A 26,456-nucleotide genomic window follows, 5' to 3' on the forward strand; every position below is an offset into this window, starting at 1 on the left:
CCGGCCACAGCCGGTATGATGGGGCCCACTTCGCGCGGGAGCCCCCATGTTCAATCGCAACGTCGGCATCATCCTGCTGATCGCCCTGGCCGCGGGCCTGGGCCTGCTGGCCGCGCAGCAGGTGTTCGCGCCGAAGCCGGCGGCCAACCAGCCGGCCACCGAGGCGATCACCCTGTACCCGCAGGCGCGCCCTCTGCCCGACTTCAACCTGGCCCAGTCCGACGGCACCCGCCTGATCCCGGGCGAGTTGAAGGGCCACTGGACGCTGGTGTTCCTGGGCTTCACGTTCTGCCCGGACGTGTGCCCGACCACCCTGGCCGAGCTGGCCGGCGCGCAGAACCAGTGGGAGAACCTGCCGGACACGCTGCGCCCGCGCGTGCTGTTCGTGTCGGTCGACCCGGACCGCGACAACGCCACCCGCCTGGGTGAGTACGTGCACGGGTTCCACAAGGACACCCTGGCCGCCAGCGCCGACATTCCCTCGCTGGAGCGCTTTGCCACCTCGCTGGGCTTCGTGTTCCAGAAGGTGCCGGGCAAGCATTTCGACGAAAACCCCGAGGATTACACCGTCGAGCATTCGGCCAGCCTGGCCGTGCTTGACCCGCAGGGCCGCCTTGCCGGCCTGGTGCGCCCCCCGTTCAACGCGCCGGCCATTGCCCGCGACCTGCAGAAGCTGACCGAGAAATCCGCCCCATGAGCCTGACCACCGCCCTGACGTATGCCCTGCCCCACCGCCTGCTGTCTTCGATGGCGCGCTCGCTGGCGTACTCGGACGATCCGCGCGTGTCGCGCTGGTTGATCGACACGGTTACCCGCAAGTTCGACGTCAACCTGGACGAAGCGGCCAACCCCGACCCGCGCAGCTACCCCACCTTCAACCAGTTCTTCACCCGTGCGCTGAAGCCGGGCGCGCGCGTGGCCGACGCTGACCTGCGCCGGCTGCTGATGCCCGCCGACGGCCGCATCAGCCAGCTGGGGAAGATCGAGGCCGGCCGCATTTTCCAGGCCAAGGGCCAGTCGTTCACCGCCGCCGAACTGCTGGGCAGCACGGAAGATGCCAAGCCGTACAACGACGGCCTGTTCGCCACGGTGTACCTGTCGCCGCGCGATTACCACCGCGTGCACATGCCCTGGACCGGCACCCTGCGCGAGACCGTGCACGTGCCGGGCCGACTGTTCAGCGTGGGCCCGGCGGCGGTGAACGGCGTGCCGCGCCTGTTTGCCCGCAACGAGCGCCTGGTCTGCCATTTCGACACCAGCTTCGGCCCGATGGTGAGCGTGATGGTCGGCGCGCTGCTGGTGTCGGGCGTGGAAACGGTCTGGAGTGGTGAAGAGATTCCCGCCTACGGCGACCGCATCACCCGCAAGGATTACCGCGGCCAGGGCATCGTGCTGGAGCGTTTCGCCGAGATGGCGCGCTTCAACTACGGCTCGACCGTGATCGTGCTGCTGCCGCCGGGCGTGGCCGAATTCGCCCCGCAGCTGGGCGCGGAAAGCCCGGTGCAGCTGGGCCAGGCGCTGGCAACGCTGCGATGAGGGTTGGGCGGCGGGATCCCGGGCATTCTCGGAATGCCGGGGATGCCGTCGTAGAGTCGAGCTTGCTCGACTGACGCGCGCAATGCAGTCGAGCAAGCTCGACTCTACAAAACCCGAGCAGTCGAGCAAGCTCGACGCTACTGCAGGGTCGGGGCCGGGCCGACGTCCACGCCGTCGTAGTCTTCAACGCCCAGCTGGCTGGCCAGTGCGGCCAGTTCCTGGTTGCGCAGGTCCAGCGAGGCTTCGTCGTGGATCTCGACGCGCTCCACGTGCAGCACGTGGAAGGGCGCATCGCCCTCTTCCGGCTCCTGCTCGAACTGGTCCACCACCGTGTAGCCCTGCTCCTGCAGGCTGGCTGCCAGCGCCTGCAGGCGCTCGGGGGTGGAATGCACGAAGTAGTAGCCCCACAGCAGGGGCACGCTGAGATCCCAGTCGGTGTTCTCGCGCAGGTTCTCGAACAGGTCGCGGGTGGCTTGCAGGTCCATGCGGTGGGGTCTCCGGGCAGTTACTTGTCGCAGCCCTGCAGCTTCAGGGTCTGACCCTGGCGCAGGCTGTAGGAAGGGGCCTTCAGGCCATTGGCGCGCGCCAGCACCGGCACGTCGCACTGGAACTTGGCTGCAATGCGACCCAGGGTCTCGCCCTTGCCGACCTTGTGGCTGCGTGCCGGCTTGGCGCGCGGCGCGGGGGCCGGACGCGGTGCGGCCACCGGCGCGCTCGGGGTCGTGGCCACCGGGCTGGCCGCGTTCGGATCGGCCACCGGCACGAGCCCACCCACCGCGACGCTGCCGGTGTAGGTGGTCGCGCTGGGGCGCACGATGGCCGCGTTCAGATCGGCGGTGATGAGCGTACGCGCCAGGTCCGCCCGCGGGCCGCTGACGCAGTTGCGCTGGTACAGGCTGGCGATGCGCGTGGTCGCATTGATGAGGGTGCCGGCCGGAATCCAGCCGTCGGCTTCATAGCGCGGGTTGAGGTTGCGCAGCGCGCGCATGTAGCCATCGCGGGTGCCGTGGCTGCCCAGGCAGATGGTCAGTTCATAGATGGTGGTCGACCGGGCCAGGCGCACCGTGGCCGGCTGAGCGTTGATCTTCGGGAACTCCACGCCGTACTGCTGCGGGTGCAGGTAGATCCACGCCGCGGCGATCACCATCGGCACGTAGTCCTTGGTTTCCCCCGGGAACTGGTTGTAGACGCGGTCCACCCAGAAGCTCTGCCCCGGGTTTTCGCGGGCCACGCGGGCGGCGCGGCCTTCGCCGCCGTTGTAACCGGCCAGCGACAGCTCAACGCTGTTGTTCAGTTCGCGCATGCGCTCGTTGATGTAGGTGGCGCTGGCTTCGGCCGCGCTGCGTGCATCGAAACGGGTATCGAAGCCGGTGCCATCCGGGCCCAGGCCGAAGCGGCGGCCGGTGGCCGGCATGAACTGCATCAGCCCGGCCGCACCGGCACGCGAAGAGGCGTGCACGCGGCCATTGGATTCCTTGGCCATGATGCCGAACAGCAGGGCCTCGGGCAGGCCACGCTTTTCCCATTCCGGCCACATCACCGCGCGCAGGTTCTGGTAGTTCTCGTAGGTGGTCATCAGCGCCGGGCGCATGTCGGTCAGCCAGCGGCGGATGCCCGCCTGCACGGCCGGGTTGTACTCGACCATGTTGTCGAAGGCATGGCGCTTGTCGTTCAGCAGGGCGGCCGCGCGCGCCGCCTCGGGCACATCGGCAGCCAGCGGGCCGACGTGGTCCGGGTCGGCCTCCAGGCGGTCGCCGGCATCGGCGGTGGCGTCTTCGTCGCTGGCGGCGTCGGCATCGCGCTTCAGCAGGCGCTTGTAGGTGGCCAGCATGCTGCCCATCTGGCAGCCCTTCTGCTTCACGCATTCGCTGATGACATCTTCCATGTCCTCCAGCGCGGCATCGGCCTCGTTGCTGCCCTTGGGATCGGCATTGGCCACCAGCAGCAAGGCGTCGCCATAGCGCTTTTCGGCCGCGGCCATGCGCTGCTGCAGCGCGTCCACTTTCACCTTGTCCCGCGCCGACACCCGCTGTGCATGGGCGTCGGGCGTCAGGGAAACCAGGCCAACCAGGGCCAGCAGCGGCCAGGTGCGGGAAATCAGGACAGGAACGGGCATTGGTGGCACTGTGTGCGAAACAGGCAGGCAGAGTAGCGGTGCCGCCAAGGTCCGGGCAACCCGGCCGGCGACCGGCTGCCGCCGCCGGTTAACATTGACCGCATTCACCACAAGGGCTGGACCATGGATCCGATTCTGCTCGGCAAAGGCATGACCGACGATGTGGCCGTTACCCTGCTGCCGAAACTGGGCAACCGCCACGGCCTGGTGGCCGGCGCCACCGGCACCGGCAAGACCGTGACCCTGATGACCCTGGCCGAGGGCTTCTCGCGGCGCGGGGTGCCGGTGTTCCTGGCCGATGTGAAGGGCGATGTGTCCGGCCTGGCGGTGCCCGGCACGGGCAGCGACAGCCTGCTGCAGCGCGCCGCGCAGATCGGCGTGGCCAACTACGCCCCGGAAGGCAGTCCCACCGTGTTCTGGGACCTGTACGGCAAGCTGGGACACCCGGTACGAACCACCGTCAGCGAAATGGGCCCGACCCTGCTGGCGCGCATCCTGGAATTGAACGACACCCAGTCCGGTGTGCTGGACATCGTGTTCAAGCTGGCCGACGACCGCGGCCTGCTGCTGCTGGACATGGACGACCTGCGCGCCCTGCTGGCCCTGGTGGCCGAAGAGCGCAAGGACATTTCCACCGAGTACGGCCTGGTCAGCGCGCAGTCGATCGCGGCCATCCAGCGCGCGCTGCTGCGCCTGGCCCAGGACGGCGGCGAAGGCTTCTTCGGCGAGCCAGCGCTGGAGCTGGCCGACATCATGCGGGTCAATCACGACGGGCGCGGCGTGATCGGCATCCTGGCCGCCGACCAGCTGGTACTCAAGCCCAAGCTGTATTCCACCTTCCTGCTGTGGCTGCTGTCCGAGCTGTTCGAACAGCTTCCCGAAGTGGGCGACGTGGAAAAGCCCAAGCTGGTCTTCATCTTCGACGAGGCCCACCTGCTGTTCGACGACGCGCCGGCATCGCTGGTGCAGCGCATCGAACAGGTGGTGCGGCTGATACGTTCCAAGGGCGTGGGCGTGTACTTCTGCTCGCAGTTCCCCGACGACGTGCCGGCCAACATCCTGGGCCAGCTGGGCAACCGGGTGCAGCACGCGCTGCGCGCGTTCACCCCGCGCGACCAGAAAGCAGTGAAGACCGCCGCCGAGACCTTTGTGCCGAACCCGAAGCTGGACGTGGCCAGGGCGCTGGGCCAGCTCGGCACCGGCGAGGCGCTGGTGTCCTTGCTGCAGGACAAGGGCGTGCCGATGCCGGTGCAGCAGACCATGATCGCCCCGCCGCGCTGCCGGATGGGGTCGATAACCGAAGCCGAACGCGCGCAGGTGCGTGCCGGCAGCCCGGTAGGCACCCGCTACGACACGGCGGTGAACCGCGAATCGGCCGCCGAACTGCTGGCCCAGCGCGCGCAGAAGGCGGTGGCGAAGGCCGAGGCCCCGGCCGCACGCAGCCGCGAGCAGGACGAGGCGCAGGAAGGCGGCTTCGGCCAGGCGATCAAGGATGCGATCTTCGGCACCAAGCGCCGTCAGGGCATGATTGAAACCATGGCCAAGCAGACCACCCGCACCGTGGGCACCAAGCTGGGCAACCAGATCGTGCGCGGGCTGCTGGGTGGCATCTTCGGCGGCAAGCGCTGACGCTCCACCGCTGGGGTCAGAGCCCTTTCCGTGGGAAAGGGCTCCGACCCCATTCCTTACTCCTGACAAGAATCCGTACTGCATGTCCCGTTGGCGTCCGCCCGCAGAAAAAAGCACTGCCCTGATCACCGCCGCCGGCCATGCCCACCTGAAAGCCGAACTGGATGAGCTGTGGCGCGTGCGCCGCCCCGAGGTGGTGAAGGCGCTGGCCGCCGCGGCGGCCGAGGGCGATCGTTCCGAGAACGCCGAATACACCTACCGCAAGAAGCAGCTGGGCGAGATTGATCGCCGGGTGCGCTACCTGACCAAGCGCCTGGACGCACTGCGCGTGGTGGACACCACCCCGACCGACCCGCAGGCGGTGTTCTTCGGCGCCTGGGTAGATCTGGAAAACGTGGACAGCGGGCAGACCAGCCGTTATCGCATTGTTGGCCCGGACGAGACCGATGCCGGACTGGGCTGGATCAGCATTGATTCGCCGCTGGCGCGGGCGCTGCTGAAGAAGCGCATCGACGATGAGTTTTCGGTGGAACTGCCCGGCGGGCAGTTCACGTTCGCGGTGATCGGGGTGGAATACCCGGCCAGGTAGAGTCGACTGTCAGTCGACTACCGCGCGCAGCGCGGGGCTTTCGCAGATTGCAGGAAAAGCATCGACAGTAGATCCACGCCATGCGTGGATGCAGATTGCAGGATAAGCAGTCGACTGACAGTCGACTCTACCCGGCCATGTCCAGCGGCGGCGGGTACTGGCGCCCTCCGCGCCGGTAGAGTCGACTGTCAGTCGACTACCGCGCGCAGCGCGGGGCTTTCGCAGATTGCAGGAAAAGCATCGACAGTAGATCCACGCCATGCGTGGATGCAGATTGCGGGAAAAGCAGTCGACTGACAGTCGACTCTACCCGGCCATGTGCAGCGGCGGCGGGTACTGGCGCCCTTCACGCAACGGGCGGAAGTAATCGGCATCGGCGTAGAAGGCGGCGTCCTGTTCGCCGTGCCAACCGGGAATGCCGGCCAGCGGCAGCGGCCGCAGCTGCAATGGATCAGTCAGCGCCTGGCCCTGTTCGATGGCCTGCACCACCGCTTCGATGCAGGCCGTATCCTCATCGCCACGCACCACCAGACACTTGCCCACCAGTCGCCGCCCGGGCAGCAGCGCCTGCTCCATCAGCGCGTGGCCAAACACGGTCGCCACTGCGATGCGCCCCGCCTTCCAGGGTGCGGGCGCTAACAGTGCCGACCAGTCATGCGCGTCCCACGCAGCAAGCAGCTCTGGGTCGCGCACCCGCACCACCACGCCGGTTTCATCAAACTGGGTCAGCGCGGCCTGCGCGCGGTTGCGCTGGCCGGGTGCCATCGCGGCGATGTGCCGGCACTGCTGGCGATTGAGTACACGCTTCAACGGCCGCTGGCTGGCCCAGACCAGGGCGTTGAACAGGTCATGCCAGTTTTCCGCACGCGTGGCGAGGCGGCCCTGGGCAATGCGGGTTTCGTAGTGCAGGCCATCGGTCAGCAGCGCGGCGTCCTGTTCCACCAGCTGCAGGCCCGGCACGGCCAGGCGCGCATCCAGCGCAGGCACGCTGGGCCAACCAGGTGCGGCCAGCAGATCAGCGAAGGCCGCCAGGCCGGCATACAGGGGGTGCTGGAAGACCGCTGCCGCCACCGCCGCACGCGGCGGCGGCACGAAGCGTCGATGGCCGGCGTCAGCGGCCATCGCTGTTGTCACAGAACCTTGAGGTCGAACGCCGGGCGCGTGCTCGGCGGCAGCGCATCGCCGTACAGATCGTGGTCGTCGCTTTCGGTGATCTCCACGTCGACGAACTCGCCCACGCGCAGCGCCACCTGGTCGGCGTTCTGGATATGCACCAGGCCGTCGATTTCCGGCGCATCGGCGCGCGAACGGGCCACGGCGATATCGCCTTCGATGGCATCGACCAGGCACTGCTGCACGGTGCCGATCTTGGCTTCCAGGCGCGAAGCGGAAATCTGCGCCTGCTTTTCCATGAAGCGCGCCAGGCGCTCCTGCTTCACTTCTTCCGGCACCGGGTCCGGCAGCGCGTTCGCAGTGGCACCTTCCACCGGCGAATAGGCGAAGGCACCGACGCGGTCCAGCTGCGCCTCGTCCAGGAACGAGAGCAGCTCTTCGAACTCGGCCTCGGTCTCGCCGGGGAAGCCGACGATGAAGGTCGAACGCACGGTGATGTCCGGGGCGATGCGGCGCCAGTTCTGCACGCGCTCCAGGGTCTTTTCCACCGCACCGGGGCGCTTCATCAGGCGCAGGATGCGCGGGCTGGCGTGCTGGAACGGAATATCCAGGTACGGCAGGATGCGGTTCTCCGCCATCAGCGGCACCACCTCGTCCACGTGCGGGTACGGGTAGACGTAGTGCATGCGCACCCAGGCATCGAGCTCGGACAGGCCTTCGCACAGCGCCTTCAGACGGGTCTGGTAGGCCTTGTCGCGCCACATCTTTTCGGCGTACTTCACGTCCACGCCGTAGGCGGAGGTGTCCTGCGAAACCACCAGCAGTTCCTTCACCCCGCCACGCACCAGCCGCTCGGCCTCGCGCAGCACGTCATCGACCGGGCGCGAGACCAGTTTGCCGCGCATCGAGGGAATGATGCAGAAGCTGCAGTGGTGGTTGCAGCCTTCGGAAATCTTCAGATAGGCGTAGTGGCGCGGGGTCAGCTTGATGCCGTAGTCGGGCACCAGGTCCACGAACGGGTCGTGCTTGGGCGGCAGCGCTTCATGCACCGCTTCCATCACGCTCTGGTAGTCCTGCGGGCCGGACACCGCCAGCACGTTCGGGTAGGCCTCGCGGATCTGCTCCGGGCGCTTGCCCAGGCAGCCGGTGACGATCACCTTGCCGTTCTGGTTCATGGCCTCGCCGATCGCATCCAGCGATTCGGTCACCGCCGAATCGATGAAGCCGCAGGTGTTGACCACCACCACGTCGGCCGAATCGTAGGACGGGACGATGTCATACCCTTCCGAGCGGAGCTGGGTCAGGATGCGCTCGGAATCGACAAGGGCCTTCGGGCAGCCAAGGCTGACGAAGCCGACTTTGGGGTTCAGCTGGGACATGGAAATCGCGGGACTCTGGGGGCCTGGGCCCCTGCCGGCATGGCAGGGGGACCTGGGGGCCGGGGCCTGAAAGGGCGCCAGTATACCGGGGTTGGCGCCTGCGCCTGAACGGCCAGCCGCCTGATCGGGCACAGCCACTGACGCGCCGCTAACCCAGCCAGCACCGACAATGCGGACCTGTCCCCTGCAACGAGGTTCCCGACGATGTCCGAATGGATCACCCTGGATACGCACCACGGCCCGGTTCGCGCCTGGCAGGCCCTGCCCGAGGGCAAACCGCGCGCCGGCCTGGTGGTGGTGCAGGAGATCTTCGGCGCCAACCCGCATATCCGCAGCGTGGCCGAGCGCTTCGCCGCCCAGGGCTATGCGGTGCTGGCGCCGTCGTTCTTCGATCTGGTCGATGGCGCCGAGGCCGACACCGATGCCCTGCCCTACACCGCCGAAGGCGTGAAGGATGGGCTGGAACGGGTGAACACCCTGGGCATGGAAAAGGCCCTGGAAGTGGTACGCGCCGCCGCGACGCGGCTGGCCCCGTACGGCAAGGTCGGCACGGTCGGCTACTGCTGGGGCGGCAGCGTGGCCCTGCTGGCGGCCATGCGCCTGGGCCTGCCCTCGGTGAGCTACTACGGCGGCCGCAACGTGAACTATCTGGACGAAACGCCCAAGGCGCCGGTGATCTTCCACTTCGGCGCGCAGGACAAGAGCATTCCGCCGGAGGCGGTGCAGGCCCACCGCGAAAAACTGCCGCAGATGCCCACTTACGTCTATCCGGCCGACCACGCCTTCAACCGCGACGTCGGACATGCGTATGATCCAGACAGCGCCGCCCTGGCGCTGCAACGCACCCTGGACTTCTTCACGGAGCATCTTGGATGAGCGAGTTCGAACTGGATACACGCCTGGCCACCGATAGCGTGCTGGTCGCCGAAGGCCCGTTGTCGCAAGTGCGGTTGATGAACGATGAGCGCTTCCCCTGGCTGGTGCTGGTACCGCGCCTGGCCGGGGTGACCGAGTGGATCGAGCTGGACGGCGAGCAGCAGGACAAGCTGCGCACCGAACTCAACCGCGCCTGCAAGGCCCTGAAGGGCTCGGACGGGGTGGAGAAGATCAACATCGGCGCGCTGGGCAACATCGTGCGCCAGCTGCATTTCCATGTGATCGGCCGCCACGACGGTGATCCGGCCTGGCCCGGCCCGGTCTGGGGCAGCGGCCCGGCCCACCGCTACGAGCCGGCGGCACTGGACCAGCATGTCGCCTACTGGAAGGAACGGCTAGGATATCCGGCCCACTCCTGAGACAGTGCCGACCCGATGCGATTCAACCTCGTCGCCGCCATCCTGCTGATCCTGATCGGCCTGTTCATGCTTGCCAGCAACCTGGGCTGGACGCATCTGAACCTGTCCAAGCTGCTGCTGACCTGGTGGCCGGTGGCACTGGTGGGCGTGGGCATCGCCATGCTGTTCGGGCGCGGCAAATAAGAGAACGCCGGGCGGTCATGCCCGGCGAATTCCCCAACGCCGGGCATGGCCCGGCGCTACCGATACGCGATGACCCGTGCGCTCAGGTGCGCGGCAGGGTCACGCCGGTCTGGCCCTGGTACTTGCCACCACGGTCCTTGTAGGACGTCTCGCAGACGTCATCGGCAGCGGCCTGGAAGAACAGCATCTGCGCCACGCCTTCGTTGGCATAGATGCGCGCCGGCAGCGGCGTGGTGTTGCTGAATTCCAGGGTCACGTGCCCTTCCCATTCCGGTTCCAGCGGGGTCACGTTGACGATGATGCCGCAGCGCGCGTAGGTGCTCTTGCCCAGGCACACCACCAGGGTGTCGCGCGGAATGCGGAAGTACTCGACGGTGCGCGCCAGCGCGAAGCTGTTCGGCGGAATGATGCACTCATCGCCGACGATATCCACGAAGCTGCCCGGGTCGAAGTGCTTGGGATCGACGATGGTGGAGTTGATGTTGGTGAACACCTTGAACTCGCGCGAGCAGCGCACGTCGTAGCCGTAGCTGGACGTGCCGTAGCTGACGATGCGCTCGCCGTTGGCCTGCTTCACCTGCCCGGCCTCGAAGGGCTCGATCATGCCGTGCTGCTCGGACATGCGGCGGATCCAACGGTCACTCTTGATGCTCATGCTTTGTCCTGGGTGCGAGGGGCGCGGGGATTCTAGCAGGGGGCCGGGGGCGCCCGGTGGGGCGCCGCCACGGCGCTCACAGCAGCGAAGACAGGATCGGAATGGAGCCACGCGGGCGCTTGCCCACCTCCTCGATCAGCCGCTGCGCGGCCTGGCGGTAGGCCTGGGCGGTGGCCGAATCGGGCTGTGCGGCGGTGATCGGCGTACCGGCATCGCCCTGTTCGCGGATATCGATCTGCAACGGCAGCGAGCCCAGCAGCGGCACGCCGTACTGCGCGGCCATGCGCTCACCGCCCCCTTCACCGAACAGGTGTTCCACATGCCCGCAGTTGCTGCAGGTATGCACGGCCATGTTCTCGACCACGCCCAGCACCGGCACCTCGACCTTCTCGAACATCTTCAGCGCTTTCTTCGCATCCAGCGTGGCGATGTCCTGCGGGGTGGTGACGATCACCGCACCGGCCAGCGGGATCTTCTGCACCAGGGTCAGCTGGATGTCGCCGGTGCCCGGCGGCAGGTCGATCAGCAGGTAATCCAGGTCATCCCACAGCGTGTCCTCGAACAACTGGGTGAGCGCTGCAGTGGCACGCGGTGCGCGCATGATCAGCGGCGTCTCGTCTTCCACCAGGTAGCCGATGGACATGGTGTCCACGCCGAACGCGCGCATCGGTTCGATGCTCTTGTTGTCCGGGCTTTCCGGGCGGCCGGACAGGCCCAGCATGGCCGGCACGCTGGGGCCATAGATATCGGCATCGAGCACGCCCACGCGTGCGCCCAGCTGCTGCAGCGCCACGGCCAGGTTCACCGAGGTGGTGGACTTGCCCACCCCGCCCTTGCCCGAGCCCACCGCGATCACGTTGCGGATGCGCGCATGCGGGGTCAGGCCCTTCTGGACCTGGCTGGCATGGGGACGGCGGGTCTGACTGTTCACTGCGGACTCCGAAGAGATCTGAATTGAGAGCCGGCCATCATACAAGCTGGGCCGGACCCGGCTCCCTGGCGGCAGCGGCCGCACGCGCAGCGCAAGACGCAAGCCACTGATATACATGCCTTTTATTGAGGCCGCAACACAGTATTGCGCACCGCAACAAACTGACACACTTCCAAATAATCCGCTTAGTCATTGATTGATAAAACGTTTTCAAGACGTCCCTGCCGAACGGCTGTGACAGGCACGTGTGGGGCTTGTTAAAGCCGTGTTACGGTCCAGATGAATGGAATGCAACTGAACACACCTTAAAGCCGTCATGGATGACACCGCCTTGATCTGTTTCGATGGGGATCCTTCATGCACAGCAACCGCAATGCGTTTTCGCGTCACCCACTGACTCTCGCCCTGATCGGCACCCTGCTGGCCAGCGGCGCCGCCGCGGCACAGGACGGCGCCACCACCCAGCTGGACCGCGTGACGGTTACCGGCTCGCTGATTCCGCAGACCGAGATCGAGAACCACACTCCGGTCCTGACGGTCACTGCCGAAGACATCCAGACCCGCGGTTTCACCAGCGTGGCCGATGTGCTGCAGCAGTCCTCGCTGTCCACCGGCGGCCTGCAGGGCGGCCAGACCTCGGCCTCGTTCACCCAGGGCGCTGAAGCGGCTGGCATGTTCGGCCTCAGCCCGGGCTACACCAAGTACCTGATCAACGGTCGCCCGATGCTTTCGTATCCGGCGCTGTACAACGGCAGCGATACGTTCAACAACATCAGCGGCATTCCGATCGACATCGTCGAGCGCATCGAGATCCTGCCGGGCGGCCAGTCCTCGCTGTACGGTTCGGACGCCATCGCCGGCGTGGTCAACATCATCCTCAAGGAGCGCATGGACGGCGGCACGGTGAGCGTGCGCGGCGGTGCCTACAGCGAAGGCGGCGGCAACAGCTTCCGCTTCAGCGCGGCGCGCGGCTTCAATTCCAAGGATGACCGCTTCAACGCGCTGGTGAACGTGCAGTACGAAAAGACCAGCCCGATCTGGGGTTACCAGCGTGACCTGACCAAGGTCAACAACCCCGATGGTTACAGCCCGCAGTACGTGTCCAACGATTTCCTGGTGCTGCTGCCGGCCAACGGCAACCGCTACGCGATGATGGACCCGGACCTGTGCGCCGACGTGGCCGGCCAGTTCGGTGGCACCACCGTGCTGGGCACCCGCCCCACCGGCCAGGCCTGCGGCTCGGTCTACGGCACCGGTTACAAGACCATCAAGAACGGCAAGGAAAGCGGGCAGATCTACAGCTCGGCCACCTTCGATGTGACTGACAACTTCCAGCTGTTCGGCGATGCGCTGTACAGCCTGGAAGAAGTGAAGTACGCCACCGGTTCGAACTACACCTGGTGGGGCACCTCCTCCGGTTGGGGTCGCTTCTACGACCAGGACAGCGGCCAGTACATGAACCTGCAGCGCGTGTTCGCGCCGGAGGACATCGGCGGCGCCGGCTACCGCGACATCATGAACACCGACCGCAACAAAGCCTACCAGGTCACCCTGGGCGGCCGTGGTACGGCGGGCAACTGGGATTACAGCGCCAGCTTCACCCGTGGCGAGTACAAGCTGACCGAGCGCAACTTCGTGCGCTGGGCCGACCCGATCAACGACTACTTCGAGAACCGCGTGCTGGGCCCGGTGCTGGGCACCACCAGCACCGGCTACAACATCTACAGCCCGGACTGGGATGCGTTCTACTCGCCGCTGCCGTCGGGTGATTTCCAGAGCTTCACCGGCTACACCTACAGCCAGAGCCGCACCTGGCAGAACCTGCTGCGCGCACAGGTCACCAACGGTTCGCTGTTCAGCCTGCCCGGCGGTGATGCCGGCTTCGCGGTGGTGGTCGAAGGCGGCAGCGAAGGTTGGGATTACACCCCCGATGCCCGCCTGGTCGATGGCAGCGTGTGGGGCACCACGGCGGTGTCCGGCGCCGGCCACCGCAGCAGCTACGCGGTGACCAGCGAACTGCGCCTGCCGCTGCTCGACTCGCTGACCGTGACCGGCTCGGGTCGCTATGACGCCTTCAAGATCGGTGGCAACACCATCGACAAGGCCACCTACAGCGTGGGCCTGGAGTTCCGCCCGATCGAGAGCCTGCTGTTCCGCGGCAAGTACGGCACCGCCTTCCGCGCGCCGACCCTGTCCGATGCCTTCCAGGGCGTGAGCGGCTACTACGCCAACGGTTCGACCGACTACTACCGCTGCGGTCAGCTGGGCTTCAACCCGGTCGACACCACCGGCTGCCCGTACGACAGCGTGTCGGTGTTCGGCACCCAGTCCGGCAACCCGGACCTGGAACCGATCACCGCCGACGTCTGGAACGCGGGCGTGGTCTGGGCACCGATCAACAACCTGTCGGTGTCGCTGGACTACTACAACTGGAAGATCGAGAACGAGGTCAACACCCTCAGCTCCGACCAGTTGCTGCTGGCTGAGTACTACTGCCGCAACGGCCAGACCAACAACACCTCGGCCAGCTGCCAGAACGTGAGCGACTGGATCACCCGCGATGCCTCGGGCGTGCTGGATGAGATCTACACGCCGAAGATGAACGTCGCCCGGCAGAACCTGCAGGCACTGACGGCCAGCTTCAAGTACGTGCAGGACATCGGTCGCTTCGGCTCGCTGCAGTTCTCGGGCAACTACACCAACATGCTCAAGCGCGAACTGCAGCCGCAGCCGGGCGACGAGTACCTGGACCTGCTGCGTGACCCGTACGCGATGTGGGTCTACGATTCCTACGCCAAGGTGCGCGCCGATGGCTCCATCGCCTGGGCCAAGGACAAGTGGACCACCACCCTGTATGCCAACTACATCGGCAAGACGCCGAACTACATGGCTTACGCGGGCAACGGCTACGACTACGTGCACAGCTCGGGCTACAAGGCCGGCAAGTGGGGTTCCTACACCACCTACAACCTGAGCGTGAACTACCGCGCGATGGACAACCTGACCCTGTCGCTGATGGTCAACAACGTGTTCAACAAGCTGCCTGACAACCAGCGCTTCAGCTACGCCGGCACCAGCGGCCAGCCGTACAACAACTACCTGTACAGCGCCTACGGGCGTGCGATCTACGTGCAGGCCAAGTACGACTTCGGCGCGAAGTAAGCCACACCCACAACGCGTTGACTGGAGACCCCGCTTCGGCGGGGTCTTTTTTTGCCTGACGGTCATGCCACCGCAGGCCAGCACCCGGCCGGCTGCGCATTGTTAAGCCGACAGCCCCATTCATCGTCCACTCAGGCCGCTAGAAGTTGCAAAGGAAACTGAGACTAAGACGCTGTATTTGTTGCAGTTTTGTGTGTCGAACTGACTGATTTAGCAAACTCTTGTGACACAACCGTACATTTCTCGTTAAGACCGTGTTAGGTTCCGGTGACGTCAGGATGACGCATGAACATTTGCAGAACGTCGGCAGGGAAGTCCGGCGTTTCACACTTCTTAGGGGGATTCACTTGATGACGCACCATCGCTTGCCCGGTCGCCACCCGCTGACCAATGCATTGCTGGCCGGCCTGATGTTCGCCGCCGCACCCGTCCTGGCACAGGAAGCCACCCCGGGTTCCAACCCGGTCGATCTGGATCGCATCAGCGTGACCGGCTCGCGTATCGCGCGCACCGGCTTCGTCACCCCGTCACCGGTGACGGCCATCACTGCCGAAGAAATCCGCGCCACCGGCGCGAACAACATCGGCGACCTAATGACCCGCATGCCGGCGCTGACCCCGAGCTACACGCTGGGCAACTCCACCCGCTTCATCGGTACCGCTGGCGTAGGCCTGCTGGACCTGCGCGGCATGGGCACCTCGCGCACGCTGGTGCTGGTGAACGGCCGCCGCCACGTGGGTGCGACCTCCGGTTCGACCTCGGTGGACGTGAACACCATTCCGGTGGAATGGATCGAGCGCGTGGAAGTCATCACCGGTGGCGCCTCGGCCGTGTACGGCGCCGACGCCGTGGCCGGCGTGGTCAACTTCATCATGAAGAAGTCCTTCGATGGCGCGGAAATCCGTGGCCAGACCGGCATGGCCGATGAAGGCGGCTTCAACCGCTCGTTCGTCAGCGTGTCGGCCGGCACCGATTTCGCCGGTGGCCGCGGCAACGCCGCCATTGCGCTGGAATACAGCAAGCAGGACCGCTTCGTGCGCACCGACCGTGCGATCGGCCGCGAGTACCTGGTCTCGGTTCCGAACCCGAACTACGACTCGTCCAAGCCGCCGAGCGAAAGCAACCCGCAGACCGTGCTGAGCGGCCCGGGCGGCAACCACTCGATCTCCTACGGCGGTACGTTCACCCTGGGCACCTTCAGTGCCACCAATCCGGCCACCTGGGGCAACCGCTACCAGTTCAACCCGGATGGCACGTTCCGCAAGCAGCGCTACGACGGCATCGTCGTCAGCAACAGCAGCTGCACCAACTGCGACTTCGCCGATCTGAACGCCGTGGCTGACCTGCAGCCGGAGTTCGATCGCAAGAGCGTGAACACGATCGTCAACTTCGATCTGACCGACAACCACCGCCTGTACTTCGAAGGCAAGTACACCGAGACCGAGTCGGACTTCCTGGCCCAGCCGTCGTTCGACACCAACATCCGCATCCAGCGCGACAACGCCTACGTGTCGCCGGAACTGCGTGCGCTGATGCTGGCCAACGGTGCCTCCTCGATCGTGCTGAACCGCTTCAACGTCGATGCCGGCCAGCGCGGCGAGCACGTGGAGCGCAACACCCAGCGCTTCGTGTTCGGCATGGAAGGCAACCTGAGCGAAAACTGGACCTACGATGTGTACGGCAACTGGGGCCAGAGCGAGGTCAAGCGCTGGAACCTGAACAACCGCATCAACGAGCGTTGGCAGGCGGGTCTGGACGCGGTGATCGACCCGGCCACCGGCCAGGTCACCTGCCGCACCACCCTGAACCCGAACGCCATCAATCCGCACACCGGCCGCGTCTACTCCGCGTTCGGCCGTGACGGATGCGTTCCGTTCAGCGTGCTGGGCAACGGCCAGGTCACCCAGGCCGCACGCGACTGGATGAACGTCAATTCGTACAACTTCTCGCGCATCCAGCAGAGCGTGTTCAGCGCATCGGTTGCCAACGGCTCGCTGTTCAGCCTGCCGGCCGGTGATGTGGGCGTGGCCGGCGGCGTGGAATACCGCCGCGAGAAGAGCCGCGAAATCACCGATCCGCTGGCTGCACAGGGCCTGACCTTCCTCAACGCCATTCCCAACCGCGCCGGCAAGTACGACGTGCGTGAAGCGTTCGTGGAAACCACCGTGCCGCTGCTGGCCGACATCCCGGGTATCTACAACCTGACCATGGATGCCGCCGGTCGCTGGTCCGACTACAGCAGCATCGGCAAGACCACCACCTGGAAGGTCGGCCTGGACTGGACCATCATCCCGTCGCTGCGTGCCCGCGGTACCCTGTCGCAGGCGGTGCGCGCACCGAGCATCGGTGAGCTGTACAACCCGCAGAGCGAGAACTTCGCCAGCGTCGCCGATCCCTGCAACTACCTGGTGACCAACACCAACCGTCCGTCCACCGCCAAGGACCCGGTGCTGCGCCAGGCCAACTGCTCGGCGCTGGGCATTCCGGTGGGCTGGGTCGACACCTACACCGCCACCCGCCCCGGCGTGAGCGGCGGCAACCCGAACCTGAAGCCCGAGCGCGCTCGCAGCTTCACCTACGGCCTGGTGTGGCAGCCGGAGTTCCTGGAAGGGTTCGGCATGTCGATCGACTACTGGAACATCAACCTGAAGGACGCCATCGGTGCGGTCACCGCGCAGACCAACGCGACCCGCTGCGTCGATTCGCCGGGGGGCGTGGGCAACGCGTTCTGTGACCAGATCGTGCGTGCGCCGGCCGGTGGCTTCACCGACGCCCAGGGCCGTGTGTTCCCGGAATACTCGATCACCCGCTGGACCGCGCTGAACGAGAACCTGGCCCGCTCGCGCCGCATCGGTGTCGACCTGGAAATGGACTACCGCTTCAAGCTGGCCGGCGGCGATACCGTGGTGCGCTTCGTCGGTACCCGTCTGCTGCAGTCCCGCGAATGGGCCTTCCAGGACTTCCCGGATGAGTACACCGAGTACGTCACCTACGTGACCGATCCGCGCTGGCGCGCCCAGTTGCAGACCAAGTACTCGCTGGGCCAGTGGCGTGCGTCGTGGGACATGACCTACGTGGACGGCAACCTGCGCGTGACCCCGGACAGCTACAACAGCAACCCCGGTTCGCAGAGCCCGATCCGCAACGGTTCCTACGTGTACAACAACTTCCAGTTCGGCTATCGCTTCCCGGGCGACAAGATCGACGTGTACCTGGGCATCGACAACGCCTTCGACAAGGATCCGCCGGTGAACTACTTCGGTTCGGACGTGGGTTCGGCGCTGTATGACAACGTGGGCCGCTACTTCTACATGGGCGCCTCGTACAAGTTCTGATAGCGCTTCAAGGCAGTACCCGGAAAGGGTGGCGCAAGCCGCCCTTTTCCGTATCTGGCGGTCCGGCCAACGGCTGGGGGGTTTGCAATCGGCCATGACCTTCGACACCCTTGCAGGCTGGGCCGCAGGCGTATTGTTCGGCCCACGGCCGTCCATGCGGCCTTTCCCTGACTCACTCGGCCTGGAGGCCATTCAAGTGACCCGTACTCCCAAGATCGTGCTGCTGACCCTGGCCGTTTCGGCCGCGCTGGTCGGCTGCGGCAAGACTGATACCCCGGCAAAGGACGCCGCCGCCTCCACGCCGGCCGCCGCCGAAGCCGCCACCGCCTACAAGCTGGACGAGAGCAAGCTGCCGGCCTACAACGCCTTCCAGCCCGGTGACCTGGACGCCAGCAAGGACGCCTGCACCGCCTTCGGCGACTACGTGAACAGCAAGTGGCTGGCCGCCAACGAAATTCCGGGCGACCGCACCAGCTGGGGCGCCTTCACCATCCTGGACGAGCGTTCGGTGGCCGTGCAGCACCAGCTGGTCGAGCAGGTGGCGCAGGTGAAGAACCCGGACCACATTGAAAAGGTGGTCGGTGACCTGTGGGCCACCGGCATGGACGAGGCCAAGATCAACGCCCAGGGCATCGAGCCGCTGAAGGCCGACCTGGCCGCCATCGATGGCCTGCAGGACAAGGCCGCCATCGCCGATTACCTGCGCAGCAGCGCGGCCAAGGGCGAGAACGTGCTGTTCGGCTTCGGGGCCGAAGCCGACTTCAAGAACTCGGCCATGAACATGGCCTACGCCAGCCAGGGCGGCCTGGGCCTGCCCGATACCACCTACTACACCGACGCCAAGAACGCCGACAAGCTGAAGGCCTACCAGGCCCACGTGGCCAAGGTGCTGGAACTGTCCGGCGTGGCTGCGGCTGATGCCGCCAAGCAGGCCGAGGACGTGGTCAAGTTCGAAACCCGCCTGGCCAAGGCCTCCAAGTCGAGCGAAGAACTGTCGCGCGACGTGTCCCTGTTCTACCACCCGGTCACCCTGGCCGAGGCCGACGCGCTGACCCCGAACTTCAGCTGGACCGAGTTCTTCAAGTCGCAGAACGTCGCCGCGCCGGAGAAGTTCTCGCTGGCCATCCCGACCTTCCACCAGGAAGTGAGCAAGGCCCTGGCCGATACCGATCCGTCGATCTGGCGCGCCTACCTGCGCTTCCACACCGTTGATGGCGCCTCGCCGTACCTGTCCGAAGCCTTCGTGCAGGAAAGCTACAACTTCTACGGCAAGACCCTGAACGGCCAGAAGGAACAGAAGCCGCGCTGGAAGCGCGTGCTGGGCACCATTGAAAGCGACGCCGGCGAAGCCTTCGGCCAGCTGTACGTGAAGGTGGCCTTCTCGCCGGAAGCCAAGGCGAAGATGGAAGACCTGGTGAAGAACCTGGCCGCCTCGCTGAAGGACCGCATCCAGGGCCTGTCCTGGATGAGCGATGAAACCAAGGCCAAGGCCATCGCCAAGTGGGAAACCTTCACCCCGAAGATCGGCTACCCGGACAAGTGGCGCGACTGGTCGGGCCTGCAGACCAACCGTGACAGCTACCTGGGCAACGTGCGCGCGGCCACCGCGTTCAACTACCAGTACAACCTGTCCAAGATCGGCAAGCCGGTGGACAAGACCGAGTGGGGCATGACCCCGCAGACCGTCAACGCCTACTACAACCCGCTGCAGAACGAGATCGTGTTCCCGGCCGCCATCCTGCAGCCGCCGTTCTTCGACCCGAAGGCCGACGACGCCCTGAACTACGGCGGAATCGGCGCGGTCATCGGCCACGAAATGACCCACGGTTACGACGACCAGGGCAGCCGCTTCGGGCCGACTGGCAACTTCGAGAACTGGTGGACCGAAGGCGATTCGAAGAACTTCGCGGGCCTGACCGGCAAGCTGGTCAAGCAGTTCGACCAGTACAAGGTGGACGGCCAGGCGGTGAACGGCAAGCTGACCCTGGGCGAGAACATCGCCGACCTGGGCGGCCTGGCCACGGCCTACGACGCCCTGCAGAAGGCCAGCGCCGGCAAGGAAGACCCGAAGGTCGATGGCTTCAGCCGCGACCAGCGCTTCTTCTTCAACTGGGCCACCGTGTGGCGCACCAAGTACACCCCGGAAAACGCCAAGGTCCGCCTGGCCACCGACCCGCACGCCCCGGCGCAGTTCCGCGCCATGGGTGCGCCGTCGAACCTGCCGACCTTCGCTGCGGCGTTCCAGTGCAAGGCCGGTTCGCCGATGGCCCGCACCGGCGACCAGCAGGTGGTGATCTGGTAAGCCACGGCTGAGGCTGCGGTAGATCTGCAAAGGCCCGGGACGTCCCGGGCCTTTGTTTTTCCGGGGTCGGATCCCGTGCAGGCAACGCCATCCACGCATGGCGTGGATCTGCTGCCGCGGGCAAACGCAGCACCGCGTGACGCGTGCATGCCGCGCCCATGCACGGCTTGCTATAGTTCGCCCGCCCTCAATCCATCACGGATTCGTTCTACATGCCCAACTTCCGTCCGCTTGCCGTCGCCCTGGGCATCAGCCTGGCGACCCTGGTCCCGACCCACGATGCATTCGCCGCCAAGAAGAAGGCCGCGCGCGCGCCTGCCGTGAGCGCCCAGTGCAGCGATTTCTACGACGCCACCAACGCCGGCTGGCTGAAGGTCAACCCGGCCCCGCAGACCGGTGCTGCGACCGCGCTGGGCCAGCTGGTCGACCGCAGCCGCCAGCAGCAGCGTGAACTGCTGGACGCCTCGATGAAGGCGCCGCAGGGCAACGTGCAGAAGCTGCTGGGCGACTTCTGGGCCAGCGGCCTGGACGAAGCCGCCGTGGAAGCGGACGGTTCGAACCCGATCGCCCCGCTGCTGACCCGCATCAATGCCATCAAGAAGGCCAAGGATGTACCGGCCTCGATCGCCGCGCTGCACCAGGTCGGTATTCCGGTGGCCTTCAACTTTGGCCCGGACGTGGACCTGAAGGCGCTGGACCGCCACATCGGCTACTTCATGCAGGGCGGCATGGGCCTGCCCGATCCGGCGTTCTACACCCGCACCGACGCGGACACGGTCGCCCTGATGGGCCGCTACCGCAACTACGTGAAGCAGATCCTGGCCCTGACCGGCACCCCGGCCGCCAAGCTGGATGCCGAAGCGCAGTCGGTGATCGCGCTGGAAACCGAACTGGCGCGCAATGCGCAGTCGCTGGCCGGCATCAACAACCCGTTCAACAACTACGCGCCGATCTCCACCAAGGATCTGAACAGCCGCTACCGCAACCTGCAGCTGGATGCCTTCCTGAAGGCGCAGGGCGTGAACGACGACCTGGTCTCGCTGGCCGACCCGCAGCTGTTCAAGCAGCTCGACGGCATGGTCACCAAGCTCAAGCCGGACCAGTGGAAGGCCTACCTGCGCTGGCGCGTGGGTGATTCGATGGCGCCGTACCTGTCCAAGGCCTACCGCGATGCGGAATTCGAATTCCGCGGCCGCGTGCTGCGCGGTGAAACCCTGCCGCCGCAGCGCTGGGAAAGCGTGCTGGACGCCATCAACGTGGCCGCCGGCCCGATGGTCGGCCGCGAATATGCCGCGCGTTACCTGTCGGCCGAAGACCGCCGCCAGGCGGCGTGGATCGTCGACAAGGTGCGTGAAGTGCAGATCGACGCGGTGAAGAACAGCACCTGGATGAGCGCCGAGGCCAAGACCGAAGCGCAGGCCAAGCTGGCCGCACTGAAGATCGAGATCGGCACCCCGCTGCGCGATCTGGACTACAGCGTGCAGCCGATGGGCCGTGGTTCGTTCGGCGGCAACATGCTGATCGCCTCCACCTGGCGCCACCGCGAAGAGATGAAGCGCATCGGCAAGGGCAACGCCGACCGCCGCTGGGACGTGCTGCCGCAGCAACCGTCGCTGGCCTACGATCTGGCCCAGAACCGCCTGATCGTCACCGCCGCCATCCTGCAGGGCCCGGTGTTCAACGCCAAGGCCGACGCCGCCGACAAGTTCGGCAGCTTCGGCGGCCTGGTCGGCCACGAACTGAACCGCGCCATCGATGCCAAGGGCGCCCTGGTGGATGCCAAGGGCGAGCTGCGCAGCTGGTGGACGCCCGCTGACAAGACCGCCTGGACCCTGCTGGGCAACCGCGTGGCCGCGCAGTACGGCGCCTACGAATTCCCCGGTGTGAAGGGTGCCAAGGTGAACGGCACGCTGACCCAGGAAGAGAACCTGGCCGACATCGCTGGCCTGGAACTGGCCTGGGCCGCCTACACGGCACAGGAACCCAAGGCAAAGCCGGCCCAGCAGCAGGGCTTCTTCCGCGCCTGGGCCGCGCTGTGGCCGCAGCAGCTGTCGCCGAACGAAGCCGCGCGCCGCCTGACCGCCGACATCCGTGCACCGGGCCGCTGGCGCACCAACGGGCCGCTGTCGAACCTGCCGGCCTTCGGCGCGACCTTCAGCTGCAAGGCCGGCCAGCCGATGCAGCGCACCGACGCCGAGCAGATCAAGGTCTGGCGTTGAATGCAGCGGTGATGCAGTAACGGAAAAGGCGCCTTCGGGCGCCTTTTCCGCATGTACCTGGGTCGATCCACGCCATGCGCGGATGCCCGTCAACCCGGCTGCAACGTGCCGCGGTAGTGCACGATGCGCCCCACCCCCGGCGCGCCAATCTCCACGTCGAACACGAAACGTCCATCCGCCTCGTACTCGAAGCTCTGGTCACCGGGCAGCAGTGCGCGCGGCAGCGGGATGCCCAGCACCGACCAGCTGCGCGGCACCAGCTGCAGCCGTCCGCCGTCCACCACCAGCGCCAAGGCGACCGCCACGGCACCGAAGCGCTCGACCAGCAGCGCCTCGTCGCGCCCCTTGCCTTCGGTCTGCAGCGAAGAGAAGCGCTGCCCATTGAAGGTGCGCGTCCAGCGCTCGCCGCCCGCTTCGGGGCTGAACTGCACGGTCACCGGCACGTTCGCAGCGGCGGCGGGGAAACCGAAGATCCTGCCCAGCACGCGCGACAACACGCCGCGCCCACGCTCCACCTGCGCCTGCCCCACCCAGCGCTGCGCCGCACCCGGTGCATGCAGCGCCTGCACGGTGGCCGGCAATCGCGCGTACGCGTCGCCCAGCACGCGCTGGTACAGGCTGGCACCGGGCATGTCGCGGCGGAAACCGGTGTGGATGGTGCGGCCGACAAACAGCTGTTCGTAGTCGGACAGTTCCAACGCGTGGGTGGCCGCGCGCGCGCCCGGTGCCGGCCGCTCACCGGCCAGTTGCTTGCGGATCACCGCTTCGATCGCCATCGATGGAATGTAGGGACCGTCATCGGCCTCGGCCAGCAGGTGCCAGCTCTGTTCAACCGGCGCGCCATTGCAGGTGCCCTGCGCGCGCACGATCATGCCGCCGCGGTGTTCGCCGAACTTCATCAGGTTCAGCACGGTGTAGAACAGGCGCGAACACGGTTCCAGCGAGGGCAGCTTGAAGCGCCAGCGCGCCTTGGCCAGCAGGTTCAGCACCCGGTGCAGCACTTCCGGCACCGGGCCGGCGCCCATCCAGATATCGGTCATGGTCGGGTGTTCGGGCGGCAGCACCTGCAGGTCCGGCACATCCACCAGCGAAAAATGCAGGTTGCGCAGCGGCAGGCGCCCCGGCACCGCGACGGTGAAACGGCGGCTCTCGGCCAGACCAACGCCGTGGCCATCGCGGCCGTGCCGGCGCAGTTTCACCGGCGAACCGGCATAGCCCACCACCGCGCGCATCACGTTCAGGCCGATGCCTGCGAACGGTGACGGTGCGATACCCCCTTCCACCCGCACAATGTCCATGCGCGTGGCCATCTGCCGCAGCACCGCAGCGGTCAGCACCGGGAAACTGCTGACCCCGGACAGCACGTACACACCGGCCGCGCGGGCCTGTGCATCGTAGGCGGACACGCCGAACACGAAGTCGGTGGCATCGGCGAAATCCAGGTAATCGATGCCGGCAGCGATGCACGCTTCCACCGCGCTGTAGCGGTGCTCGCCGTAATCCTGGAAGGGGCCGGAGGCATCGACCACCAGGTCAGGGCGCTCGGCCTGCAGTACCGGAACCAGTTGCCGCCGGTCCACCTGCAGCGGGCGTACCCGCGGCTGGCCCTGATGGGTCGCGCAGAACGCCTGCGCCGCCGCCAGGTTGCGGCCTGCAATCAACAGCTCCAACTGCGCAAGATCGGCCAGCAACCGCACCAAGCGCCCACCGAACACACCGTACCCACCCAGAACCAGGATCTTCACGCGCCTTCCCTGTCGTGTCGTTGCGCCATGGTAGCGCGCCGCCTGGCGCTCCTGCAGCGCAGCACGATCCGGTGTTAACGGGCGCCGTGCTATCGCTGCGCCATCGACCGTTGCGGAGCCCGGCCATGGCCCACAAGAACACCATCTGCGTGTGGTACGACAAGGACGCCCTGGCGGCGGCCACCTTCTATGCCCAGACCTTTGCCGACAGTGCGGTGACCGCCGTGCATGCCGCGCCCAGTGACTACCCCGACGGTCGCGCGGGCGATGTGCTGATGGTGGAATTCACCGTGTACGGCATTCCCTGCGTGGGCCTCAATGGCGGCCCGGCGTTCAAACACAGCGAAGCGTTTTCGTTCCAGATCCAGACCGAGGACCAGGCCGAAACCGACCGGCTGTGGAACGCCATCGTCGGCAACGGCGGCCAGGAAAGCGAATGTGGCTGGTGCAAGGACCGCTGGGGCGTGTCCTGGCAGATCAGCCCGCGCGTATTGATGGACGCGGTGACCAGCAACGACAAAGCACTGGCGCGACGCGCGTTCAACGCCATGATGCCGATGAAGAAAATCGACATCGCCACCATCGAAGCGGCCATCGCGCAGGCATGAACCACTGGGACGCGATCATCGTCGGTGGCGGCCACAACGGTCTGGTGTGCGCGGCCTATCTGGCCCGCGCCGGGCACAGGGTACTGGTGCTGGAACGACGCGCGGTGCTGGGTGGGGCCGCCGTCACCGAAGAATTCCACCCGGGTTTCCGCAACTCGGTGGCCTCGTACACCGTATCGCTGCTGCAGCCGAAGGTGATCGACGACCTGCAGCTGCACCAGCACGGGCTGCGCATCGTTGCGCGGCCGGTAAACAACTTCCTGCCGCTGGCCGATGGCCGCTACCTGCTGGCAGCACCGGGCCGCACCCAGGCCGAGGTGGCGAAGTTTTCCGCGCGCGATGCACAGGCCCTGCCCGCCTATGAAGCCCGCCTGGAAATCTTCGCCGACGTGCTGCGCGCCTGGGCACTGCGCGCGCCGCCCGACCTGGGCGTGGACGCCGGCTGGCATGCGCTTCCGGCGCTGTGGCAGATGGGCCGGCTGGGCCGCGAGCTGGCGGCCCTGGACCCGGCGCTGCGGCAAGAACTGCTGGACCTGTTCACCCTGTCGGCCGCCGAGTACCTGGACCGCTGGTTCGAGAGCGAACCGATCAAGGCACTGTTCGGCTTCGACGGCATCGTCGGCAACTACGCCAGCCCGTATACGCCAGGCAGCGCCTACGTACTGCTGCACCATGTGTTCGGCCAGTGCAACGGGGTGAAGGGCGCCTGGGGCCACGCGATCGGTGGCATGGGCGCGATCAGCCAGGCCATTGCCGCGGCTGCACGCGAGGCCGGCGCCGAACTGCGGGTCGATGCCGCCGTGCGCCACCTGCAGGTCGAACACGGGCGCGTGGTCGGCGTGGTGCTGGCCGACGGCAGCAGCGAGCGCGCCCACGCGGTGGTGGCCAACGTCAATCCGAAACTGCTGTACGAACAGTTGCTGGAACCGCAGCAGGTACCGGCACCCACCCGCGAGCGCATGGCGCAGTGGCGCTGTGGTTCGGGCACCTTCCGCATGAACGTGGCGCTGTCTGCCCTGCCCGACTTCCGTGCCCTGCCCGGTCCCGGCCCACACCTGAGCGCGGGCATCATCCTGGCCCCCAGCCTGGACTACATGGATCGCGCGTGGCTGGATGCACGCCGCGACGGCTGGTCGCGCGAACCGATCGTGGAGATGCTGATTCCCAGCACCCTGGATGATTCGCTGGCGCCGCCGGGGCAGCACGTGGCCAGCCTGTTCTGCCAGCACGTGGCGCCGGTGCTGCCAGGCGGCATGCACTGGGATGATCACCGTGACACCGTGGCCGATCTGATGATCGCCACCGTTGATCGCGATGCACCCGGGTTCGCGGCCAGCGTGCTGGGCCGGCAGGTGCTGTCGCCGCTGGATCTGGAGCGCACCTTCGGGCTGATCGGCGGCGACATCTTCCATGGCGCGCTCAGCGCCAACCAGCTGTTCTCAGCGCGGCCGATGGTGGGCCAGGCCGGGTATCGCGGCGCCCTGCCCGGCCTGTATCTGTGTGGGTCGGGCACCCATCCCGGTGGCGGCGTAACCGGAGCACCGGGGCACAATGCCGCGCAGGTGGTGTTGCAGGATCTGTGAGATGGTCGGCATGGGTAGGTGCCAACTTGGGTTGGCACGCCTTTGCGTGTGCCAACCAAGGTTGGCACCTACCCGC

The 26,456-nt window shown here is 66.5% G+C and carries 20 protein-coding genes; 13 read left to right on the forward strand and 7 right to left on the reverse strand.

Annotated elements, in window-relative coordinates:
• Positions 1-46 precede the first annotated feature (46 nt).
• Positions 47-697 carry an SCO family protein gene (locus C1932_RS13710; protein ID WP_108750247.1) on the forward strand — a complete coding sequence of 217 codons (651 nt, stop codon included), beginning with the start codon at positions 47-49 and terminating at the stop codon, positions 695-697.
• Positions 694-1,536 (forward strand): archaetidylserine decarboxylase, encoded by an 843-nt coding sequence (gene asd / locus C1932_RS13715; RefSeq protein WP_108762541.1) that lies wholly within the window; start codon positions 694-696, stop codon positions 1,534-1,536. The genes C1932_RS13710 and asd overlap by 4 nt, the downstream gene beginning before the upstream one ends.
• Positions 1,537-1,673: 137 nt before the next feature.
• Here the strand turns inward: asd and C1932_RS13720 are convergent, their stop codons facing one another.
• Together C1932_RS13720 and C1932_RS13725 are read right to left on the reverse strand one after the other, a co-directional pair.
• On the reverse strand, positions 1,674-2,021 hold the full coding sequence (locus C1932_RS13720) for a ribonuclease E inhibitor RraB (protein ID WP_108762542.1): 348 nt from the start codon (positions 2,019-2,021) through the stop codon (positions 1,674-1,676).
• Between the two features lie 20 nt (positions 2,022-2,041).
• Complete coding sequence (locus C1932_RS13725; protein WP_108762543.1) at positions 2,042-3,652, reverse strand: transglycosylase SLT domain-containing protein; 1,611 nt, start codon at positions 3,650-3,652, stop codon at positions 2,042-2,044.
• A 123-nt stretch (positions 3,653-3,775) separates the two neighbouring features.
• On the opposite strand from C1932_RS13725, the gene C1932_RS13730 reads away from it, so the two are divergent.
• Positions 3,776-5,281: a helicase HerA-like domain-containing protein gene (locus tag C1932_RS13730; RefSeq protein ID WP_108762544.1), complete on the forward strand. Its 1,506-nt coding sequence runs from the start codon at positions 3,776-3,778 to the stop codon at positions 5,279-5,281.
• Between the two features lie 82 nt (positions 5,282-5,363).
• On the forward strand, positions 5,364-5,870 hold the full coding sequence (gene greB / locus C1932_RS13735) for a transcription elongation factor GreB (protein WP_108762545.1): 507 nt from the start codon (positions 5,364-5,366) through the stop codon (positions 5,868-5,870).
• 306 nt (positions 5,871-6,176) lie between these two features.
• Here greB and C1932_RS13740 read toward each other — a convergent pair whose 3' ends face one another.
• Together C1932_RS13740 and rimO are read right to left on the reverse strand one after the other, a co-directional pair.
• Positions 6,177-6,992 carry a DUF3025 domain-containing protein gene (locus C1932_RS13740; protein WP_108762546.1) on the reverse strand — a complete coding sequence of 272 codons (816 nt, stop codon included), beginning with the start codon at positions 6,990-6,992 and terminating at the stop codon, positions 6,177-6,179.
• Positions 6,993-7,000: 8 nt separating this feature from the next.
• Entirely contained in the window at positions 7,001-8,362 is a 1,362-nt protein-coding gene (gene rimO, locus C1932_RS13745) for a 30S ribosomal protein S12 methylthiotransferase RimO (protein ID WP_108750254.1), read from the reverse strand.
• Between the two features lie 204 nt (positions 8,363-8,566).
• On the opposite strand from rimO, the gene C1932_RS13750 reads away from it, so the two are divergent.
• The 3 genes from C1932_RS13750 to C1932_RS19945 are packed head-to-tail and all read left to right on the forward strand — an operon-like array spanning position 8,567 to position 9,840.
• On the forward strand, positions 8,567-9,238 hold the full coding sequence (locus C1932_RS13750; protein WP_108762547.1) for a dienelactone hydrolase family protein: 672 nt from the start codon (positions 8,567-8,569) through the stop codon (positions 9,236-9,238).
• Complete coding sequence (locus C1932_RS13755) at positions 9,235-9,657, forward strand: HIT family protein (RefSeq protein WP_108762548.1); 423 nt, start codon at positions 9,235-9,237, stop codon at positions 9,655-9,657. Before C1932_RS13750 ends, C1932_RS13755 begins: the two co-directional genes overlap by 4 nt.
• 15 nt (positions 9,658-9,672) lie before the next feature.
• The gene (locus C1932_RS19945) at positions 9,673-9,840 is read left to right on the forward strand and encodes a DUF5668 domain-containing protein (protein ID WP_005410498.1); all 168 of its coding nucleotides are present in this window, start codon (positions 9,673-9,675) and stop codon (positions 9,838-9,840) included.
• A gap of 82 nt (positions 9,841-9,922) precedes the next feature.
• Here C1932_RS19945 and dcd read toward each other — a convergent pair whose 3' ends face one another.
• Together dcd and apbC are read right to left on the reverse strand one after the other, a co-directional pair.
• A complete protein-coding gene (gene dcd / locus C1932_RS13760; RefSeq protein ID WP_108750257.1) occupies positions 9,923-10,495 on the reverse strand; it encodes a dCTP deaminase in 573 nt (190 codons plus the stop codon).
• Between the two features lie 76 nt (positions 10,496-10,571).
• The gene (gene apbC / locus C1932_RS13765) at positions 10,572-11,426 is read right to left on the reverse strand and encodes an iron-sulfur cluster carrier protein ApbC (protein WP_108762549.1); all 855 of its coding nucleotides are present in this window, start codon (positions 11,424-11,426) and stop codon (positions 10,572-10,574) included.
• A gap of 357 nt (positions 11,427-11,783) precedes the next feature.
• Between apbC and C1932_RS13770 the strand changes: the two genes are divergently transcribed.
• The 4 genes from C1932_RS13770 to C1932_RS13785 all read left to right on the forward strand — a co-directional run bounded on the left by C1932_RS13770 (position 11,784) and on the right by C1932_RS13785 (position 22,444).
• Positions 11,784-14,588, forward strand: coding sequence for a TonB-dependent receptor (locus C1932_RS13770; RefSeq protein ID WP_108762550.1), 2,805 nt, complete (start codon positions 11,784-11,786; stop codon positions 14,586-14,588).
• Between the two features lie 410 nt (positions 14,589-14,998).
• Positions 14,999-17,923 (forward strand): TonB-dependent receptor, encoded by a 2,925-nt coding sequence (locus tag C1932_RS13775; protein WP_234412388.1) that lies wholly within the window; start codon positions 14,999-15,001, stop codon positions 17,921-17,923.
• 154 nt (positions 17,924-18,077) lie between these two features.
• A complete protein-coding gene (locus C1932_RS13780; RefSeq protein WP_108763451.1) occupies positions 18,078-20,225 on the forward strand; it encodes a M13-type metalloendopeptidase in 2,148 nt (715 codons plus the stop codon).
• 212 nt (positions 20,226-20,437) lie between these two features.
• Positions 20,438-22,444, forward strand: coding sequence for a M13 family metallopeptidase (locus tag C1932_RS13785; protein ID WP_108762552.1), 2,007 nt, complete (start codon positions 20,438-20,440; stop codon positions 22,442-22,444).
• Positions 22,445-22,533: 89 nt separating this feature from the next.
• Here the strand turns inward: C1932_RS13785 and C1932_RS13790 are convergent, their stop codons facing one another.
• Positions 22,534-24,189, reverse strand: coding sequence for an SDR family oxidoreductase (locus tag C1932_RS13790; RefSeq protein ID WP_108762553.1), 1,656 nt, complete (start codon positions 24,187-24,189; stop codon positions 22,534-22,536).
• A 125-nt stretch (positions 24,190-24,314) separates the two neighbouring features.
• On the opposite strand from C1932_RS13790, the gene C1932_RS13795 reads away from it, so the two are divergent.
• Both C1932_RS13795 and C1932_RS13800 read left to right on the forward strand, forming a co-directional pair.
• A complete protein-coding gene (locus C1932_RS13795; protein WP_108762554.1) occupies positions 24,315-24,797 on the forward strand; it encodes a VOC family protein in 483 nt (160 codons plus the stop codon).
• Complete coding sequence (locus C1932_RS13800; protein ID WP_108762555.1) at positions 24,794-26,380, forward strand: NAD(P)/FAD-dependent oxidoreductase; 1,587 nt, start codon at positions 24,794-24,796, stop codon at positions 26,378-26,380. Before C1932_RS13795 ends, C1932_RS13800 begins: the two co-directional genes overlap by 4 nt.
• Positions 26,381-26,456 lie beyond the last annotated feature (76 nt).

The organism is Stenotrophomonas sp. YAU14D1_LEIMI4_1, assembly GCF_003086815.1.
Taxonomy (GTDB): domain Bacteria; phylum Pseudomonadota; class Gammaproteobacteria; order Xanthomonadales; family Xanthomonadaceae; genus Stenotrophomonas.